The sequence below is a fragment of the Bartonella sp. AA86SXKL genome, from assembly GCF_042196885.1.
This window is the reverse complement of sequence record NZ_JBHIRE010000008.1, coordinates 40,034-60,064: the sequence shown is the minus strand read 5'-3', so window position 1 is coordinate 60,064 and position 20,031 is coordinate 40,034. Positions and strand designations below refer to the sequence as shown.

The window sequence follows — 20,031 nt, the reverse complement described above, 5'->3', positions numbered from 1 at the left end:
CGCCATGTCTGATCACAACATTCCTCATTTTCAAAATGACCTTGGATATAAAACAATCGAAATTGGTGTGAAAGAATTTATGTGTGTAGGCGCTACACAACCATTCGATCATCCTCATATCTTTATCGACATGGGAACAGCAGATGAGAAAATTTGCCCTTACTGCTCAACCCTTTATCGTTATGTTCCCTCACTATCATACAATCAAACAAACCCAACAGGATGCTTATATAATCCAGAAAAGCTATTATAATTGCGTTTTTTGGCTTTCTTAATAACTACTCTTTTAATTCTGCTTGTTTAATATGAAATCATTTGTAGAACAATCACCCATCATCGTTGGGGGAGGAATTGCTGGTTTAAGCACCGCTTTAGCACTCGCTCATAAAGGAATTGCAAGCACCATTATCGAAAAGTGTAAGCAACTTGAAACGATAGGCGCTGGTATTCAACTGACACCAAATGCAACATCTATTCTTGCTCGCTGGAAACTTCTTAACAAACTCTCTGAAGTCGCGACAATCCCACATTTTTTTGAGTTAAAAGATGGATTATCTTTAAAAATACATCTACGGGCTCATCTTATTAATCTAACAGAAAAATATTGGAAAGCCCCTTATCTGACGATTCACCGCGCGGCTTTACAAAAAATTTTATATAATGCAGTGATTGAAAATCCTTTGATCAAATACAAAGCAGGCGAAACGATTTTATCTTCTACCCAATCTGCAAGCAACATTAAAATCACGACAATAAAAACAGATACGGCAACAGAACAGCTTTATTCAACGCCCCTCCTGATCGGATGTGATGGCGTTTGGTCAACATTACGGCAACAATCTCCTTTTCATGAAAAAGCAAATTTTAGTGGCTTTATTGCTTGGCGTGCAACAACAACATCTGATAATCTTCCTCAAAACTTTCGTTCTTCATTGCAAAATATGAAGACAATTACGGCTTGGATGGGATCAAAAAATCATCTTGTTGTCTACCCCATTCAATCGTCAGAAAAAATTTTTAATTTTGTCGCCATTACGCATGGAGAAAATTCAAAAGAAGGATGGGCCCATAAAGGAGATAAAGAAAAACTCAAATCTCTTTTTAAAGATTGGAATTCAAAAATCTTAGAAATCTTTGATCATATTGATGAATGGAGCTATTGGCCACTCTTTCAAATGAAACAAAATCGTTTTATCGGTTTAGAGAGACAAGTATTTGTTGGCGATTGCGCACATGCTGCCTTACCTTTTGCAGCACAAGGTGCCGCTATGGCAATCGAAGATGCCGCCACATTAGCAAAAGCACTTTCATTGAAAGATTTTTCATTAACGAAAGCACTTTCGCTTTACGAAACAATACGCACCCCCCGTATTGCAGCAGTAAAAAAACGCGCAGATTTCAATAGATTAGCCTATCACGCAACCGGTCCCATAGCAATTGCACGCAATCTCATGATGAAAATTCGTACACCAGAGAGCATTATGTCAGATCTCAATTGGCTTTACATGTATGATGCGATGAATTCTATAAAAAATAATGATAAAAACTTATAAAATTCTTCCGGCACTTTGAATATTACGAAAGAACGAGATTTTTTTAATTTTATGACACTAAAAAATATCATAATTTACTCAAATAAAAGCAATATTTTTCGAAATCTACAATCCGATTTTAAAAGCTCAATTTTTAGCTCTCCTAAAAGCAAAAACACCACTCAAAATCAGCTCCCATCTTTAATCTTTCTTTAACTCAATTCTACATCAACAACACCCTGAATTAATTTCATAGCATTTGCGACATGTGAATTTACCTTATATCGCTTAGGAAGCGCAATTTCGACTTCTCGCAATTCATCCTCTTGAATTAAAATAAGCCCAACCTCTCCATTCCCCCCAAGATTTAAATTTTGTTCAATTTGTGGAAGCATATCAACTGTTTTTATAAAGAGACGCATCATTTTATGCTGTTGTAATGATTCATTTTCCAAAGACTGAATTGTTTCAATTCGCAAACTAACTCCTTCAGAACGATTTTCTGCGCTCACCGTAATAATAAAAGATTTTCCGGGTTCTAGCATCTCTTCATAATCCGAGAGTGCCTCAGAAAAGAGAACTGCTTCATATTGTCCACTTGTATCAGAAAAATGAATAATTCCCATTTTTTTACCAGATTTTGTTTTGCGCACGCTTTTTCCCACAACAGTTCCAGCAAGCCGTGCAGCTGTTGCTCCCCCTTTAACGGCATTGGCAAAATTACCCCAAGTCTGAATGCGTTTTTTGTCCAGAATAGCTTGATACTCCTCCAAAGGATGCGCAGAAAAGTAAAAACCTATAGCTTGAAATTCTCGATAAAGTTTCTCAGCCGGCAACCAAGGGGTTGTTTGCGATAAAATCAATGGTTCTTTTAATCCGCCTGCCATTCCAAATATATCAACCTGCCCGCTAGAATTGTCATCGAGAATACGAAGTGCACGCGCATGAAGGGTTCCAAGATTGGCTAATAAAACCTCACGTGCAATGTTAAAACAATCAAAAGCACCAGCACAAACTAAACTTTCCATCGCACGCTTATTAACAATACGAGGATCAACGCGCGCACAAAAATCTTCCAAATCCTTAAAAATCTTATTCCCACGACAAGAAACAATATGATCTACAACAGTTTCTCCCACACCTTTAATGGCAGCAAGAGAATAATAAATACTGTTATCACCAACCTCAAAAACACGATGAGATGTTTGTATAGAAGGTGCAATAACTTCAATACCCAACCTTAATGCTTCGCGTCGAAAATCATTGAGCTTATCTGTATTCGTCATATCATATGTCATTGAAGCAGCTAAAAACTCAACGGGATAGTTTGCTTTCATATAAGCTGTTTGGTAAGAAACAATTGCATAAGCAGCAGCGTGCGATTTATTAAAACCATAATCGGCAAATTTTGCTAAAAGATCAAAGATAATATCAGCTTGATCTTTATCCACACCACCTGCAACAGCTCCATTGATAAAACGCGTACGCTGTTTTTGCATTTCAGCATGAATTTTTTTCCCCATAGCACGACGTAGTAAATCAGCTTCTCCAAGCGAATAGCCAGCAAGAACCTGAGCAATCTGCATCACCTGTTCTTGATAGACAATAACACCTTGTGTTTCTTTAATCAGATGATCTATCTTAGGATGAATAGAAGAAATTTCCTCTTCCCCATGTTTGCGTGCATTATAGGTTGGAATATTCTCCATTGGACCTGGACGATAAAGTGCAACCAGCGCAATAATATCTTCAATACGGTCTGGCTTCATTCCAATCAACGCCTTGCGCATACCAGAACTTTCCACCTGAAACACGCCAACCGTTTCACCACGTGCCATCATAGCATAGGTTGCTTCATCATTCAGAGGAATATTTGATAAATCTATTTTAGTCCCCTTTCTGGCAACAAAATCGACTGCCATTTTCAAAACAGTAAGCGTTTTTAATCCAAGAAAATCAAATTTTACCAGCCCCGCCTGTTCCACATATTTCATGTTAAATTGTGTAACAGGCATATCAGAACGAGGATCACGATACATCGGGACAAGCTCCCAAAGTGGACGATCTCCGATAACAATCCCAGCAGCATGAGTTGAAGCATGACGATAAAGTCCCTCCAACTGAAGTGCTATATCTAATGTGCGGACAACAACGGGATCTTTTTTCTTTTCCTCTTCAAATTTAGGTTCATCCTTAATAGCATCAGCTAATTCTACCTGACTTCCTGGCGTGGCAGGAATTAATTTTGTAAGATAATCCACCTGACGATAAGGAACTTCTAAAACACGCCCCACATCACGCAAAACTGCACGTGCCTGTAACTTACCAAAGGTAATAATTTGAGCAACTTGATCACGTCCATATTTTTTTTGAACATATTGAATAACTTCTTCGCGCCGCTCTTGACAAAAGTCGATATCAAAATCTGGCATCGAAACACGATCTGGGTTGAGAAAACGTTCAAAGAGAAGAGAAAACCGCAAGGGATCCACATCAGTAATTGTCAATGCATAAGCAACAAGTGAACCAGCACCAGAACCCCGTCCTGGTCCAACGGGAATGTCATGAACCTTTGCCCATTTTATGAAATCTGAAACGATAAGAAAATATCCAGAAAATTGCATACGCGTAATAACTGAAATTTCATAATCAAGCCGCTGTTCATAATCTGCAATCGTATACCCTTCAGCCAACCCTATTGTTTCAAGCCGCATCTTCAAACCAGCTTTAGCCTGATTTAACAACTCACTATCTTCTATTTCTAAAGTAGTTTCTGAATTAACAGATTGTTCTATAAAACGAGGCAATATCGGTTTTCGAAGAGGCGAGGCAATATGACAACGCAATGCAATTTCAACACTATTTTCCAAAGCTTCTGGAAGATCAGAAAACAGTGTAACCATTTCATCTTGTGACTTCAAATAATGATCTGGCGTCACACGTTTGCGATCTGGATTAGAGACAATTTGTCCTTCTGAAACAGCCATCAGCGCATCATGCGCTTCATACCCTTCTCTTTTCAGAAAAAAGGCTTCATTCGTTGCAACAAGAGGAATTTCATGCGCATAAGCCAATTCAATAAGATCAGCTTCTACACTCCGGTCATAAGAACTATGCCGTTGTAACTCCACATAAAGACGATCCGCAAAAGATTTTTTCAAATAAATTAAGCGCTCAACAGCGTGTTCTTTTTTCTCTTCCGCCAAAGAAAGATTAATAGGTCCTCCCTTTCCACCCGTTAAAGCGATTATTCCTTCACTGTGTTCTGACAACCAATCAGCTTTAATATGAGGAGGATCAGTATCACACTTATCAAGATAAGCACGGCTCACAAGACGAACCAAATGAGCATAACCGGTTTCGCTAGCTGCCAAAAGAACAATAGAGCAAAAATCAGAAGGATTACGCCATTTAGCCAAACGTGAATGATCATTTTCATCACAAAAATCAACAGTAAGCTGACAACCAATAATAGGTTGGACCCCATGAGAAAGACAATGCTGTGAAAATTCCAAAGCACCAAATAAATTATTGGTATCGGTAATAGCAACCGCTGGTGCATGATCTGAAATCGTCTGTTGAATAATTTGGGGGATTTTTAAAGCCCCTTCGAGCAAGGAATAAGCTGAATGCACTCTCAAATGAATAAAGCGAGGAAGAGAATTTTTGTTCTCTTGCATTTGCATTTTATTTTTTACCACTCTCACAATTTCCCACTACAAAATAAATGCTAAACAGCAGCCCTTATAAAAGAAAAAACTTCTGTTTATCATCAAACTTTAAAGCTATAAATTCATCATCCTACATAGGAGCAATATCCCAATTTTATTAATATTTATAAGAGAGTTCTATCAAGAAAATGCTTCTATTCACAGCAAATAAACACCTAAAATAAAAAGAAAAACAATATACCTCATCTAAGCACTTTAATTTTTGACCATTTAATTGTATTTTTCTTTAAATATTAATTTCTCTTCCTAAAGTTCAATGTGTAAATAAAGCAACCTCCTCTTTATGACTTTATCCCCAAAAAGCTCTTCTAAAGGTCTAGAAAAAACAAAAAGGGCAGGTTAAATTTGCTCATGCCTCCAAGTCTTCTTACCCCACTTTTTAATTCTATCCGAACTCTTTCTGGTATTACACCTAAAGTCTATGGTTTATTGACCAAACTCTTAGATGTTAATCCCACACAACGCGAAGCAACCCTTATTGACCTTCTTCAATTAATGCCCCATTCCGTTATAGACCGCAGAATGCGTCCCAACATTACTTGTGCAAAAGAAGGAGATACTGTTACGCTCGAAATTATCATCGATCAGCATCAACCACCACCCCGTGGTCACAACCGAATTCCCTATCGTGTTATTGCCCATGATCAGACAGGAAAAATAAATTTAGTCTTTTTTCATGCTCAACCTCTTTGGCTAAAAAAACAACTCCCCGAAGGAAAAAAAGTCATTATATCAGGAAAAGTTGAATGGTTTAATGGACAGCTTTCAATGGCGCATCCAGACTATATTGCCCCAAGCGAACAATCAAATCAGATACCTCTCATCGAACCTGTCTATCCCTCTACTGCAGGACTAACTGTAAAGACACTAAGACGCGCCATACAAAACGCTCTTGATTTTATTCCTCTTCTACCAGAATGGATAGATGAAAATGTAAAAAAGCAGCAAAATTTTCCTTCTTTTTCTGTTGCTTTACGCCGTATCCATGCGCCCATTAACCCCAATGATCTATCCTTAGAAAGTACAGCACGCAAACGTCTTGCCTATGATGAATTGCTCGCTTGTCAATTGGCACTAGGACTCGTGCGTTTGAAAACTAAATCTCTTGTTGGCACTTCTCGACCATCAACAGGAATTTATACTAAAAAATTGCTCAATATCCTCCCCTTTCAACTCACAACCGGACAAAAAAAAGCAGTAGAAGATATCGCAAATGATCTTGCTTCACCAGAACCGATGCTAAGACTACTTCAAGGTGATGTAGGCGCAGGAAAAACTGTTGTTGCATTGATGGCAATGGCACAAATTGCTGAAAATTCAGGACAATCAGCTTTAATGGCACCAACTGAAGTGCTTGCTAGGCAACATTTTGCCACCATCGCTCCTCTTGCCAAAAAGGTCGGATTACAAACAACGCTTTTAACAGGACGAGAAAAAGGGAAATTGCGGACAAATATCGTGAATGATATTCTGTCAGGTCAAGTTTCTATTGTCATCGGAACCCATGCTCTCATACAAAACAGTGTTACTTATAATAATCTCGCTTTAACCATTATCGATGAACAACACCGTTTTGGTGTCCATCAACGTATCGCTCTTACAGAAAAAGGTAATAAAGCTGATATGCTGGTTATGACCGCCACGCCCATTCCGCGCACACTTGTCTTAACAGCTTTTGGTGATATGGATGTATCTAAAATTACCGAAAAACCAATGGGACGACAACCCATTACAACAGCAACGCTTTCTTTGAAACGTCTTCATGAGCTTATAGAGAGAATCGCAATTGCATTAGAAAAAGGAGAGAAGCTCTATTGGATTTGTCCTTTAGTGGAGGAATCGACAGCTCTTGATCTCACTTCAATTGAAAACCGCTTTGCATTTCTCCATGAGTGCTTTGGAGCACACGTTGGTATGATCCATGGAAAAATGTCTACAGCAGAAAAAGAAGCCGCTATGGCATCTTTTAAATGTGGAAATACACGTATTTTAGTTGCAACCACAGTCATTGAAGTGGGAGTAGATATTCCAGATGCTTCGATCATTATCATCGAACACGCGGAACATTTTGGCCTTTCACAATTGCACCAATTACGTGGACGTGTAGGACGAGGCGATAAAAAATCTTCCTGCATTTTGCTCTATAAAGATCCACTGACTAAAACAGCAGCAACACGCCTTAATATTATCCGCAATACAGAAGATGGTTTTGAAATCGCTGAAGAAGATTGGCGCCTACGAGGCGAAGGAGAGCTTTTAGGTACAAAACAATCCGGAGTCCCAGAATTTCATATAGCAAACCTTGCTGTTCATAGCGATCTTTTGTCAATGGCAAGAAAAGATGCTCGTTTATTTTTACAACGCGATCCTCATCTTTCTTCTGAGCAAGGACAAGCTTTACGGTTGCTCCTTTATCTTTTCGGACACAACGATGCTGCACGCCTCTTACGAGCAGGATAATAAAGACCCTCTAATAAAAAACTTAAATACTTTTCTGTTTAAATATGGTTTTCTCTCTTAGAATTACCCATAAATGATCTACGCAGTCTCTTACCATCTTTATGCTTCATGAACGAATAATAAATCAACAGCACTATCTTCTCTCTCAATCTGAATTATTCTTGCATTAAAACAGTAGAAGCAATATTGCGTCTTTTTTTACCATTATGTTCACATAGCTGATCCATTTTTTGATAGGTAAGAAGATATTTTTTGTTTTATCGTAAAGGATTGAGAAAGAAAAAAACTGTCTACAGCATTCTCGTTCAACAGAGAAAAATGGAAAAATAAGCTTTATTATAAATCAATTTCTTACACTTGATTATTCTTCAAAAGATTCAAAAATATACTTTTATTCAACCGTGACTGATTTTGCTAAATTACGGGGTTGATCAACATCTGTTCCTAATAAAACAGCCGTATGATAAGCGATTAACTGAACAGGGAGTGCATAAATAATAGGAGAAATAAATTCTGGAACATCTGGCAAAGTGATCGTTGATAAAGTCTTAAGAAAAGCCACCTCTGCTCCTTTTTTATCGGTTATTAAAATAATACGACCATTACGCGCTACCACTTCTTGCATATTAGAAAAAGTTTTTTCAAACCACCGATCATAAGGTGCAACAACAATAACGGGTATTGTCTCATCCACCAGAGCAATTGGTCCATGCTTTAATTCACCTGCCGCATAACCTTCAGCATGAATATAAGAAAGCTCTTTCAGTTTAAGAGCTCCCTCCAAAGCAATCGGATAAGAAGTTCCACGTCCCAGATAAAGAACACTTTTTGCATTCACCAAATCACGACAAATACATTCAATTTTTCTCTCTAATTTTAAGACCTCATTTAAAATACGTGGAACTTCTGCCAACTGTTGAACCAGTTTCTTTTCCATTTGAGCCGAGAGATAGCCACGTTGTTTAGCAGCACTAAGAGCGAGTGAAGCAAGCGTTGCCAATTGACAGGTAAAAGCTTTTGTTGAAGCAACACCTATTTCCGGTCCGGCAAGTGTTGGGAGAATAAAATCAGCCTCCCTTGCCATTGTTGATTGCTCTACATTCACAATTGTTGCTGTTTTTACACCCCGCTCACGACAATAACGCAAAGAAGCCAATGTATCAGCTGTCTCACCAGATTGAGAAACAAACAGCGATAACACATCAGACGTTATAGGAGGTTCACGATAACGAAACTCCGAAGCAACATCATTATCAACACTTAAAGCGGCAAATTTCTCAAACCAATAGCGCGCAACTAAGGTTGAATAATAAGCCGTTCCACAACTCGCAAAAAGAAGCCGATGAATATTTTTCCAATCAATCAAATTCTCAAGCGGTCTAACGACATAATTTCCAAGGTCAAGATAATGCGCCAAATTATGAGAAATCACTTCAGGTTGTTCAAACATTTCCTTGTGCATAAAATGACGATGATTACCCTTAGAAATCAATAAAGCCCCTTCGAGTAATGTCGTCACAGGACGTTTTACCGGTTGGTTGTTAGCATCATAAATTGTAACACCCTCCCGTGTGAGAACAGCCCAATCCCCATCTTCCATATAGCTAATATAATCAACGAATGGTGCCAAAGCAATCGCATCTGAACCCACAAAAAATTCATCTTTTCCATAACCAATTGCCAGAGGTGGACCAGAACAAGCAGCAATCATAAGGTTATCTTCACCTTCGAAAATAAGAGCAATAGCAAAAGCCCCCTGCAGCCTTTTCCAACTAGTACGCATAGCTTCTTGCGGAGAAAGACCATCTTTTAATGCACGCGTTATTAAATGTGCAATAACTTCCGTATCCGTCTCTGTTTCAAAGATACAACCATCCTCTATGAGTTCCTTTTGCAATTCTACAAAATTTTCAATAATACCATTATGAACAATCGCAAGCTTTTCAGTCACATGGGGATGCGCATTGCGTTCAACAGCAATTCCATGCGTAGCCCAACGGGTATGACCAATCCCTAAACTTCCCTCCAGAGGTGTTTTTTTTAATTTTTCTTCTAAATGAACAAGCTTCCCCTCAGCACGTACACGATAAAGATGCCCATTATGGACTGTTGCCACCCCAGATGAATCATACCCTCTATATTCAAGACGTTTTAACCCCTCAACCAAAAAGGACGTAACACACCTCTTTCCAAGAATTCCAATAATTCCACACATTAAAAAGCTCCAACCCTCATCTTAAGATTTAAATCTTATAAAACAATCCAACAGCCTTTATTTAAAACTATAAATAATAAAATAATTCAAACATGGAGTACGGCAATCTTTAAGAATAAACATCCTATCCATCGTTAGATTAACACGAAACAAAGGAATAGACTGAAAATAATCATTTTTTCTGTTTGTTTTCTAACAAGCGCTCTCGAAATTTTGTCGCATAGCCCTCTTTTATAACCTGTCGTGCACGCCCAAAAGCCATACTGTTCATAGGAATATTTTCAGTAATAACACTTCCTGAAGCAACATAAGAGCCATCCCCTATTACCAATGGGGAAACAAGTGCCGTATTAGACCCAACAAAAGCATGATCACCAATTATGGTTTTATATTTGTTAAATCCATCATAATTACAAGTAATCGTACCAGCTCCAATATTGGTATGTGCACCAATTTCGGCATCACCAATATAACTTAAATGATTGATTTTAGAAGATTCTCCTACCTTAGCTTGTTTGACTTCACAAAAATTTCCAATCTTTACGGACTTCGCCAACTCTGTTCCTGGACGCAAACGTGCATAGGGACCAATCTGTGCATCCTTACCAACCACAGCACCCTCGAGATAACTAAATGCATGAATAACAGCACCAGATTGTACTTTCACGCTTAATCCAAAATAAACATTTGGTTCTATCACCACCCCTGGTTCAATTTCTGTATCATAAGAAAAATAGAGTGTTTCTGGTTTTAAGAGTGTAACACCCGATAACATTAAATCGCGCGCTTTACGTTTTTGCCACAAAGAATCAGCCTCAGAAAGCTCAAGACTGTTGTTAATTCCTACAATATCTTCAAAAGGAACTTCAACAACACGCACATCTAATCCTTCGCGTATTGCAAGAGCAGCAATATCTGTTAAATAATATTCTTTTTTCACATTGTTATTACCAACCTTCTCTAAAAGAGAAAGTGCAAGTTTTCCACGCATAGCGAGTATTCCACCGTTACAAAAAGAAATCTTTTTTTCTTCATCGCTAGCGTCTTTTTCTTCTACAATTGCGATCAATTGACCATTTTTCTCGAGAAGACGCCCATAACCTGTTGGATTTTGGGTATGAAAACCTGCAAAAACAACATCTGCTCCATCAGCAAGCTGTGCACGCATTTGGTTCAATGAATCTTGCTGAATGAGAGGCGTATCCCCAAAAACAATGAGAACATCATCCACTTCCTTTTGCAAAGCTAAACGAGCAGATAAAACAGCATGAGCTGTTCCTAAACGCTCTTTTTGTTCAAAAATCATCGCATCTTTTACAAATGACTGAACAACGTGCGTAACCTCCTTAGCACCAAATCCCACAACGACTGCTAATTGTGAAGAGCCTGCCAATTCTATTTGTTTTAGAACATGGCATATAAGAGGCAATCCAGCAATTTTATGAAGTACCTTAGGCAGAGACGATTTCATGCGCGTCCCCTCACCTGCAGCAAGAACAATAGAAAGACAACTTCTAACCATAGAAACACATAAGACTAACGAGAAAATCCAAAAAAATTCATAATATCGTGCCAACGAATATCTTCAATATAACTCAACGAAGGATAATGTTCTAAAAGCCAAAATGAAAGATCCTGCATAGAGCCTGTTAAAAACAAAATCCCTGTAAGAATAAGAAAAACACCAATAATTTTTTCAACTTTTCCTAAATGAATACGAAAAGCTCCTAAAAATCGCATAAAACTGCTCGAAAATAAAGCTGCCAAAATAAAAGGAATAGCAAGACCTAATGCATAAACCGCTAATAGAACAGCTCCCTCTCCCACAGTTTCTTTTGTTCCAGCAAGCGTTATAATAGGGCCTAAAATGGGGCCAATACACGGTGTCCAACCAAAAGCGAAAGCTAACCCAATAATATACGCGCCTAAAGGACCAGAAGGTGTTTTTTTGGTCTGAAAACGCGCTTCACGGAATAAAAAAGCGATCTTGAAAATCCCCAAAAAATTTAAACCAAAAATAATAATGACAATTCCAGCAGCAAGGGCGAACCAATCACGATAATAACCGATGAATTTCCCAATTGTGCTAGCACTGGCACCTAAAGCAACAAAAACAGTCGTAAACCCGAGAACAAAAGCAATAACAGAAGACAATAAAGCCCACCGTACAAAGACTTTCTCATCACGATTTTTTGAACGAAAATCATCAATACCAACACCTGCCATATAGCAGAAATAAGGAGGAACTAATGGCAAAACGCAGGGCGACAAAAAAGAGAGTGCCCCAGCAAAAAACACACCAACTGTTGAAATTTCAATCAAAACTCATACCCCGTCTCTCATCATAGTTTACCCCCATGAACAACAATCAATCCACATCTTCATCAATTCGTTGCATATTTTGCTCATTCGCCACCACACTTATATCTTCATCATGACCAGAAACGACTGAAAAAACTTTTTGATAGATTTTATCTTTATTTTTAGCAATTGCAATATACTCTCCCTCCGCTAACACGAGTGAAACATAAGCACCAACTGTTTCATAAACGATATCACCAGAATCATTGGCAAGAGACCAACTTGTATCTGCAAGCGCTTCCCCTCCTTCTTGTCGTACCAGCTTTAAGACAATCTGAGCAGCCTGATGTTCAAGGGTAACTTCTGTCATTTTACCAGCATCCACTTGAATATCCGAACGAGCCGTCGCATTAATAGAACCATAATGGGAAGCAACATGGTAGCGGCCAGCTTTTAAACGCACAACTGATTGGGGTTTAACATTTGATAAAATCACCCCCGTATCATCATTTTCTTTTTCATCCTCATAAATGGTAAAACGTAATTCCTTTTCATTCATTACACCATTGAGCAGTGTTGCATTTAAAATGACTCCACCAGCCTCAAGATTAAAGTTTTTTACAAGACTCTGTCCATTTTTTAAACGAATATGGCGCACAGCACTCATATGACCAAATGAGACATGAACAAGATAATTTCCTGGTTCGAGATCAAAACGCGCACTTCCCCCCTTATAGGTTGCCACTAATGGTAATTTATTATCAATCCCTAGAATAGGGGCATAAACCCGCCAGACAAGCCCTTTTTCAATATCCGGATGACTATTTGTTAATCGAGCATTCAAAATGAGTTGTGTTTGAGATGCTACATTTTCTTTTTCCTGCTCTTGAGACTTTACAATAAAACTCCTTGATTGTCCCTGCTGCTGATCTTTCCCTTCTCCTTCTTCAGAAAAAGCACAGTGGCTCCAGATCAATAAAGTAAGCACCACGCACAACCATACACATCGGTGCACTATTTTTATAAGAATACCCATTCTCACATTGTTGACCAACATGATATTTTTTTCAAGAAACAATATCACAAAGCCATCATTTTAAATTGAAAAACTCACACCACAACCACATGATGAAACAGCATTGGGATTGTGGATTTGAAAAGACTGCCCCATAAGATCATCAACAAAATCAATCTCAGCTCCTTCCATGAAAGGAAGTGATAGTAAATCAATAAACACAACAGCCCCATCTTTTGTGAGAACGAGGTCATCTTTACACATTTCAGAAACCAAGTCATATTTATAAGAAAAACCAGAACACCCACCACCTTCAACAGAAATACGCAATGCTATTTTATCGGGTTCACGCAAAAGTATCTGTGCAATTTTTTTGGCAGCAACATCTGAAATTTTCACATTCATTTTATATATCCTTGCATTAAACCATCAAGAAAGAGTATCCCATACTCAAAGAGCAGTTTATTTGTCATAAACCACTCTCAATTTTAAGATGATAATGGGCAACTTGCAATGGATATAGGCAATATCAACTTTAATTACCAATCTCGAGCAGTGTACAGTGCTCATCCGCAAACAAGCCGTGGTAGATTATTCCATGAAACGATGAGTACCACACGCTCACCTTTTCAACGAGATAGAGATCGTATTATCCATTCTAATGCATTTCGACGTCTTAAACATAAAACGCAAGTATTTATTGCTGACGAAAGCGATCATTATCGTACTCGCCTAACCCATTCCATAGAGGTCTCTCAAATTGCAAGAACATTAGCCCGTGCCCTTTGTCTTGATGAAGATCTTGCCGAAGCCATTGCCCTTGTTCACGACTTTGGACACACGCCCTTTGGCCATGCTGGAGAAGATGCACTTAATGAAGCCATGGTACATTATGGCGGCTTTGATCATAATGCACAAGCATTACGCATTGTCACAAAACTAGAACAGCGCTATGCAAATTTTGATGGACTTAACCTTACATGGGAAACCCTCGAAGGACTTGTAAAGCATAATGGTCCCCTTTTAGGTCCTCACGCGAAGAATAAGGAAGTTCCTATCGATATTTTACAATACAATGCAGAGCAAGACCTTGCACTCGATTGTTTTGCAGGACTAGAAGCGCAATGTGCTGCTATTGCAGATGATATCGCATACAATGCGCATGATATTGATGATGGTCTACGTTCGCAATTTTTAACACTCGATCAATTTGAACATGTTTCACTAACAGCAACAATATTAAAAGATATAACAGATGAGCATCCCCACCTCGACCAAGCGCGTCGCGGTTACACACTTGTACGAAGACAAATAACAACCATGGTTGAAGATGTTATCAAACAATCACAAGAAAATTTAGCACGCATCAAACCAACAAGCATAAACGATATTCACCAAGCAAAACAAACTATTGTCACCTTTTCACCGACAATGATCGTTTATGAAAAAGAACTAAAAAACTTTTTATTTAAAAATCTTTACTACCATGAACAAGTTCTTAGTCGTCGCAATGCAGCAAAATGCATTGTACAAAAATTATTCAATTGTTATTATGAAAATCCAAATACAATGCCTGAAAGTTGGCAGAGCAAAACAGTGCACTTAAAAAATCAAGAGTTAGCACGTTTGATTGCTGACTTTCTTTCAGGCATGACAGATCACTACGCTCTACGTGAATATCACCGTTTATTTGACCATACAGATAATTTCGTCTAATGGCTTTTGGCATCATCATGGAAGCTAAATATGAATATCTTTAAAAACTTCGAAAAAAAAATTAAGAGATCAATTGAATTATCTGATATAAAAGGAAAAAATGGAGAAGATCTAGATTTATCAAAAATCACTGTTGATCCTCCGCGTGATTCCTCCCATGGTCATTTATCAACCAATGCTGCTATGGTGCTTGCAAAATCTATTGGAATCAATCCACGTGCACTTGCAGATAAAATCATAGAACTTCTTAAAAATGATTCCTCTATCGAAAATATAGATGTTGCCGGTCCTGGTTTTATAAACATAAAGCTTACAAAATTATTTTGGCAAGATGCTATAAAATCCATGCTTGAATCAGGCACTTCTTATGGTCGTATTCCAATGGGACAAGGAAAACGCGTCAATGTTGAATATGTCTCAGCAAATCCGACAGGACCAATGCATGTAGGACACTGCCGCGGAGCGGTTGTTGGGGATGTTCTCTCCAATTTGCTACAATTTACGGGCTATAACATTACGAAAGAATATTATATCAATGATGCTGGTCAACAAATCGAAGTCCTCGCCCACTCTGTACTATTGCGCTATCGTGAGGCTCTTGGGCAAGAAATTAATGAAATTCCAGAAGGGCTATATCCTGGAGAATACTTGATACCATTGGGACAATCACTTGCTCAAGAGTTTGGTGACCAACTCCTCACGATGGATAAAGATGAAGCCTTATCTCTTGTGAAAGAACGTGCAATTCATGCAATGATGTCCATGATTCGCGAAGATTTGGCTGCTCTTAATATTTATCATGATATCTTTTTCTCTGAGCGAATGCTTTATGCAGATAATGCACGCGCCATTCGTAACACCATTAACGACCTCACTTTAAATGGTTATATCTACAAAGGAAAACTCCCCCCTCCCAAGGGACAAAATACAGAAGATTGGGAACCAAGTGAACAAACTTTGTTCCGTTCAACAAATGTTGGTGATGACCAAGACCGTGTTTTAGTCAAATCTGATGGTTCTTACACTTATTTTGCTGCTGATGTTGCTTATTTTCGGGATAAATTTAATCGTCATTTTGATGAAATGATTTATATTCTAGGCACAGACCATGCTGGCTATGTAAAGCGGCTAGAGGCAATGGCAAAAGCAATTTCTGGGGATAAAGCTAAATTAAGCGTCTTCTTATGTCAATTGGTAAAACTTTTTCGCAACGGTCATCCTGTACGCATGTCAAAAAGAGCGGGATCTTTTGTCACTCTACGGGATGTTGTCGAAGAGGTTGGGCGTGATCCTGTGCGTTTTATGATGTTATACCGTAAGTGTGAAGCACCTCTTGATTTTGATTTTGCAAAAGTAACAGAACAATCAAAAGATAACCCCATCTTTTACGTACAATATGCAAGTGCACGTTGTCACTCAGTCTTTCGTCAAGCACAAGAAGCGCTTCATATTAAAAGCTTTTCAAATGATACATTAATCGCCCATCTTCATCGATTAACAGATGACCATGAAATATTGTTAATACGCAAACTTTCTGAATATCCACGTATCATTGAACAGGCCGTCGTTCATAAGGAACCGCATCGATTAGCGTTTTATCTTTATGACCTTGCTTCCAGCTTTCACACCCATTGGAATAAAGGGAGTGAAAATCTCAATTTACGCTTTATTCAACCTGATGATAAAGAGTTATCCTTTGCAAGATTGGGGTTGATACAAGCTGTTATCAATATTTTATCATCAGGACTTACCATCATAGGAGTCGAAGCACCAATAGAAATGCATTGAAAAAGTTCTATAAATACATACAATAGGTACTCTATTGATAAACTTTTTCATGTATCCTTGCATGAGAGGGGGAAAATTTATAATTTTAATATAACAAATCAAAATCAACCATTGATTGCACGCAGATGCAAATCACCATGTGAGAAAAGCTATGAGCGATAACGATCGCAAAAATCTACACGAAACAAAACACGATCATGAACACCATGATCCTTTGGAAAGGCTTACGCGCATTTTTAATCCGCACAAACAAAGCGGAAACCAAAATGAGCAATCTTCTTTACAGACAGATCGATCAACATCTCACCCCGAAACATCATCCCATGATGATGATTTTGATTTGTCCTTTCTAGAAGAGGAACTTGAAAATAATTTAGCACATGACTTACCGTTTGATGATCAAAAAAAACAATGGGACTTGCGTGCAACCAGCAACGCAACAGCCTCAGATATTGCACAAACTGTTTCTTTCAACCATTCAAAACAAAATAATTTATCTGAAGAGAAATATTCTTCACCTAGCAGTCATGATGAAGAACAAATTTTAGATGAGCTTTCTCCATTACCAATCCCAAAGAATCAATCCCCTCAAGAGAAAACAACAGCAACCAGTGCTGATCCGTTTCTTAAAAAAAGTAACCTTATTTCACAATCAGAATCAGAAAATTTCTTTTTTGATAAATCTGAAAGACGCGAAAATAAGAAAGAGATTCCAGAATCTGTTGAACAAACCAATCGTTTTTCACAAACAAATTCACAACAGCCTAAAACTACGGATATACAACAAACTTATGATGACAATCAAAACCTCTATGACATTCCTGTAAACCATCCCTATAAAATTTCAGCTGATCAAGAAAATTGGATCAAAAAAGATTATCCTGATGTCTCCTCTTCTACAGAGGCAAATGAGTTTTTCTCATCTTCTAATCTTATGTCAGAAAGACAAAACACTGCAAGAAATCAAACAAGAAGTACCTTCTCCTCACCTTTAGATTCTCCACCAGTTGATAGACAATCTTATTTAAAGGGGGCTTCACAAGAAGATCATACAACCAATTATCCCCATTTTTTTGCAGAAAACCCCTCACAACAAAAAACTTATGGCGAAAAAGTTCCGATATATGATGAGGCTCGAGCCCAATACATCAATAACGCCGAAGGTGCCTCTAACCCAAATAGAGAAATTTCATATAATGAAAATAATTTAGATGAGTTTCTTTCCTCATCCCCCTCTTTAAATACAAAACAAACGGATGGCTTTTTTGCCCATAACTATACGCACAGAGATACTCCCCCTCCCAATGTTGATACTTATAAATTTTCAGAGGAAATCGTAGAAAAAACTGGTCCTATTATGGTTCCAGAAGTCCCGTATGAAGCGCCAGAATATGATGTGCCAACTAGTGGTGGTTTAGAAGAAGAATTTGCTGATGTACTTAATGTAGGAAATGTCCCAACGGATAATTTTTCTCAAAAACAACAGAAAAATGAGGTTTTTAGTGAAGTTTTTCATCAGTCTATGCAAAATTCAAAAGAAGGTGTTTATATAAACTCTAAAGAACAAAATTCCGACTATTTTTCTTCTGCCAATATGGAATATAATTTTCCCCCTTTTAGCGAGAATTCATCATATACAAGCTCAGATGAGGTTCCCACGCATCCACCAGCTCCTCCTCCCTTAAAAAGTTTTATTTTTAGTAAAACTTTCGTTAAAGGTATTTTTATACTTATTTTAATAGGAATTGGGTTTTCTGGTTATTCGCATTTTTTTATGCCATCACAAAAAAATGAAGAAACGGTCATTATCCACGCTGATAATACGCCTTTTAAATTCAAACCAGAAACAACTGAAACGAAAAATGATGTTGCACATAATTTAGATATCTATAAACAAACAACTGAACAAAATGAGAAACAAGAAAATACACAACAATTTCTTATTGATAACTCTGAACAACCTGAAAATTTAAAAGAATTAAACCCTGAAGAATCTTCAAACGTTTCCTCATCGTCTTTAAATGAATCTGATGTTGAAGATGCAGTCACAGAAGCTATAAATCATACTATTCCAATGCGAGAAGTACAAACTGTTATTGTCAATCAAGATGGTACAGTTACACTAGCCCCCGCGCATCAAACAAACAGCAAAACTGCTGCTCAATCTGAAGAAAGCATTGATCAAGCTTCTAATGAACTTCAAGATTCGTCCCTTGTTTCGTCGCATAATTCTGATATAAACGACCAAGAAAGAGATCATGATCTTAAAAATAATATTGATAAAATAATCGCAGAAAATAATTCTAGCTCAAATATTGAAGAAAAATTTATCCCTATTCCTTCTCATGCAGAAAGAAATACACAAGTTGAAACACCAGCCGCGTCTCGCCCCATATCACCAAACAGAGTCGCAGCACAAAATTCAGAAAGTTATTACGTACAACTTGCATCTCAGCCAACGCATGAGCTCGCTAGAAGTTCTTTAAAAAATATGAAATCTAAATTTGGATTCCTTATCGGTGCCCGTTCTTTAAATATTCAATCCGCTTTTATACCAGGAAAAGGCACTTATTATCGTGTTCGGATTCAAGCACAAGACCGTAATGAAGCCATAATCCTTTGTGAATCCATTAAAAGTTCTGGTGGAAGCTGCTTCATCACACGCTAAACCAATAATGCAACGGTTTTAACAACCGTTGCATTATTTATTTCCATACCATTTAATTACTTATAAAAAACTTCAGAAATTAAAATCGTTCCTCTCTTTTTTATGTCTTTGTGCTGACTTTATTCTTTAGTCTACGTCGATTTTCGCTCTATCTAAAAGATTATATTTATGAAAAAATCACTCCGTACCCTTATAGGTATAAGGTACAGGAGGAAGCGAATTTAAATCTTTTTTGGGCGTTGTTACACTTTGGCTTGTTTCTGGAGTATTATAACGCGAACTATGTTCAGGAGATTTTGCAAAAAAAGATCCTAAAAAACCAAAAACAAACCATAGAATAACGACCGCAAGAAGAATAGCAAAAATACCCTTAGCAATTGAAACACGTTGTTCACTATCTCTTCTTTCTGCTGCCATACGTTCTTCATATGTGTGATAATTTTTATCAATCATAGTAGATTCCTTTTCTCAATTCCCTTACCTTTTAATTTCTAGAAAATATGCATATATGAAATTATTCAGATACTTATTGTGAGAAAACGATAATTATAGAAAAAAGTTCCAGCTTACTTCATAAAGTTGAGAAAAAGAGGCGAGAGTAGAAT

Annotated in this window: 13 protein-coding genes; 6 read left to right on the top strand and 7 right to left on the bottom strand. The window is 37.7% G+C overall.

The window, feature by feature from the left end:
• Window positions 1-4: 4 nt before the first annotated feature.
• Together ACFIO5_RS05215 and ACFIO5_RS05210 are read left to right on the top strand one after the other, a co-directional pair.
• Window positions 5-253 (top strand): zinc-finger domain-containing protein, encoded by a 249-nt coding sequence (locus tag ACFIO5_RS05215; RefSeq protein WP_375617781.1) that lies wholly within the window; start codon window positions 5-7, stop codon window positions 251-253.
• A gap of 52 nt (window positions 254-305) precedes the next feature.
• Window positions 306-1,553, top strand: coding sequence for an FAD-binding protein (locus ACFIO5_RS05210; protein ID WP_375634469.1), 1,248 nt, complete (start codon window positions 306-308; stop codon window positions 1,551-1,553).
• A gap of 191 nt (window positions 1,554-1,744) precedes the next feature.
• Here ACFIO5_RS05210 and dnaE read toward each other — a convergent pair whose 3' ends face one another.
• On the bottom strand, window positions 1,745-5,212 hold the full coding sequence (gene dnaE, locus ACFIO5_RS05205; protein ID WP_375633192.1) for a DNA polymerase III subunit alpha: 3,468 nt from the start codon (window positions 5,210-5,212) through the stop codon (window positions 1,745-1,747).
• Window positions 5,213-5,614: 402 nt separating this feature from the next.
• Here dnaE and recG point away from each other — a divergent pair, with 402 nt between their 5' ends.
• Window positions 5,615-7,723, top strand: coding sequence for an ATP-dependent DNA helicase RecG (recG, locus tag ACFIO5_RS05200; protein WP_375633177.1), 2,109 nt, complete (start codon window positions 5,615-5,617; stop codon window positions 7,721-7,723).
• A 391-nt stretch (window positions 7,724-8,114) separates the two neighbouring features.
• Here recG and glmS read toward each other — a convergent pair whose 3' ends face one another.
• The 5 genes from glmS to ACFIO5_RS05175 all read right to left on the bottom strand — a co-directional run bounded on the left by glmS (window position 8,115) and on the right by ACFIO5_RS05175 (window position 13,659).
• Complete coding sequence (gene glmS, locus ACFIO5_RS05195; protein ID WP_375633178.1) at window positions 8,115-9,938, bottom strand: glutamine--fructose-6-phosphate transaminase (isomerizing); 1,824 nt, start codon at window positions 9,936-9,938, stop codon at window positions 8,115-8,117.
• Between the two features lie 172 nt (window positions 9,939-10,110).
• Window positions 10,111-11,460: a bifunctional UDP-N-acetylglucosamine diphosphorylase/glucosamine-1-phosphate N-acetyltransferase GlmU gene (gene glmU / locus ACFIO5_RS05190; protein ID WP_375633179.1), complete on the bottom strand. Its 1,350-nt coding sequence runs from the start codon at window positions 11,458-11,460 to the stop codon at window positions 10,111-10,113.
• A gap of 14 nt (window positions 11,461-11,474) precedes the next feature.
• Window positions 11,475-12,260, bottom strand: a complete 786-nt coding sequence (locus ACFIO5_RS05185; protein WP_375633180.1) for a cytochrome c biogenesis CcdA family protein — start codon at window positions 12,258-12,260, stop codon at window positions 11,475-11,477.
• 46 nt (window positions 12,261-12,306) lie between these two features.
• Window positions 12,307-13,323 (bottom strand): RgsD C-terminal domain-containing protein, encoded by a 1,017-nt coding sequence (locus tag ACFIO5_RS05180; protein ID WP_522729872.1) that lies wholly within the window; start codon window positions 13,321-13,323, stop codon window positions 12,307-12,309.
• A 12-nt stretch (window positions 13,324-13,335) separates the two neighbouring features.
• Window positions 13,336-13,659 carry a HesB/IscA family protein gene (locus ACFIO5_RS05175; protein ID WP_375633181.1) on the bottom strand — a complete coding sequence of 108 codons (324 nt, stop codon included), beginning with the start codon at window positions 13,657-13,659 and terminating at the stop codon, window positions 13,336-13,338.
• A 108-nt stretch (window positions 13,660-13,767) separates the two neighbouring features.
• On the opposite strand from ACFIO5_RS05175, the gene ACFIO5_RS05170 reads away from it, so the two are divergent.
• The 3 genes from ACFIO5_RS05170 (at window position 13,768) to ACFIO5_RS05160 (ending at window position 19,426) form a co-directional block, all read left to right on the top strand.
• Entirely contained in the window at window positions 13,768-14,970 is a 1,203-nt protein-coding gene (locus ACFIO5_RS05170) for a deoxyguanosinetriphosphate triphosphohydrolase (RefSeq protein ID WP_375633182.1), read from the top strand.
• 30 nt (window positions 14,971-15,000) lie between these two features.
• Entirely contained in the window at window positions 15,001-16,758 is a 1,758-nt protein-coding gene (gene argS, locus ACFIO5_RS05165; protein WP_375634467.1) for an arginine--tRNA ligase, read from the top strand.
• A gap of 151 nt (window positions 16,759-16,909) precedes the next feature.
• A complete protein-coding gene (locus ACFIO5_RS05160) occupies window positions 16,910-19,426 on the top strand; it encodes an SPOR domain-containing protein (protein ID WP_375634466.1) in 2,517 nt (838 codons plus the stop codon).
• A 177-nt stretch (window positions 19,427-19,603) separates the two neighbouring features.
• On the opposite strand, the gene ACFIO5_RS05155 is transcribed toward ACFIO5_RS05160, so the two are convergent.
• Window positions 19,604-19,879 carry a hypothetical protein gene (locus tag ACFIO5_RS05155; RefSeq protein WP_375633185.1) on the bottom strand — a complete coding sequence of 92 codons (276 nt, stop codon included), beginning with the start codon at window positions 19,877-19,879 and terminating at the stop codon, window positions 19,604-19,606.
• Window positions 19,880-20,031: the final 152 nt, after the last annotated feature.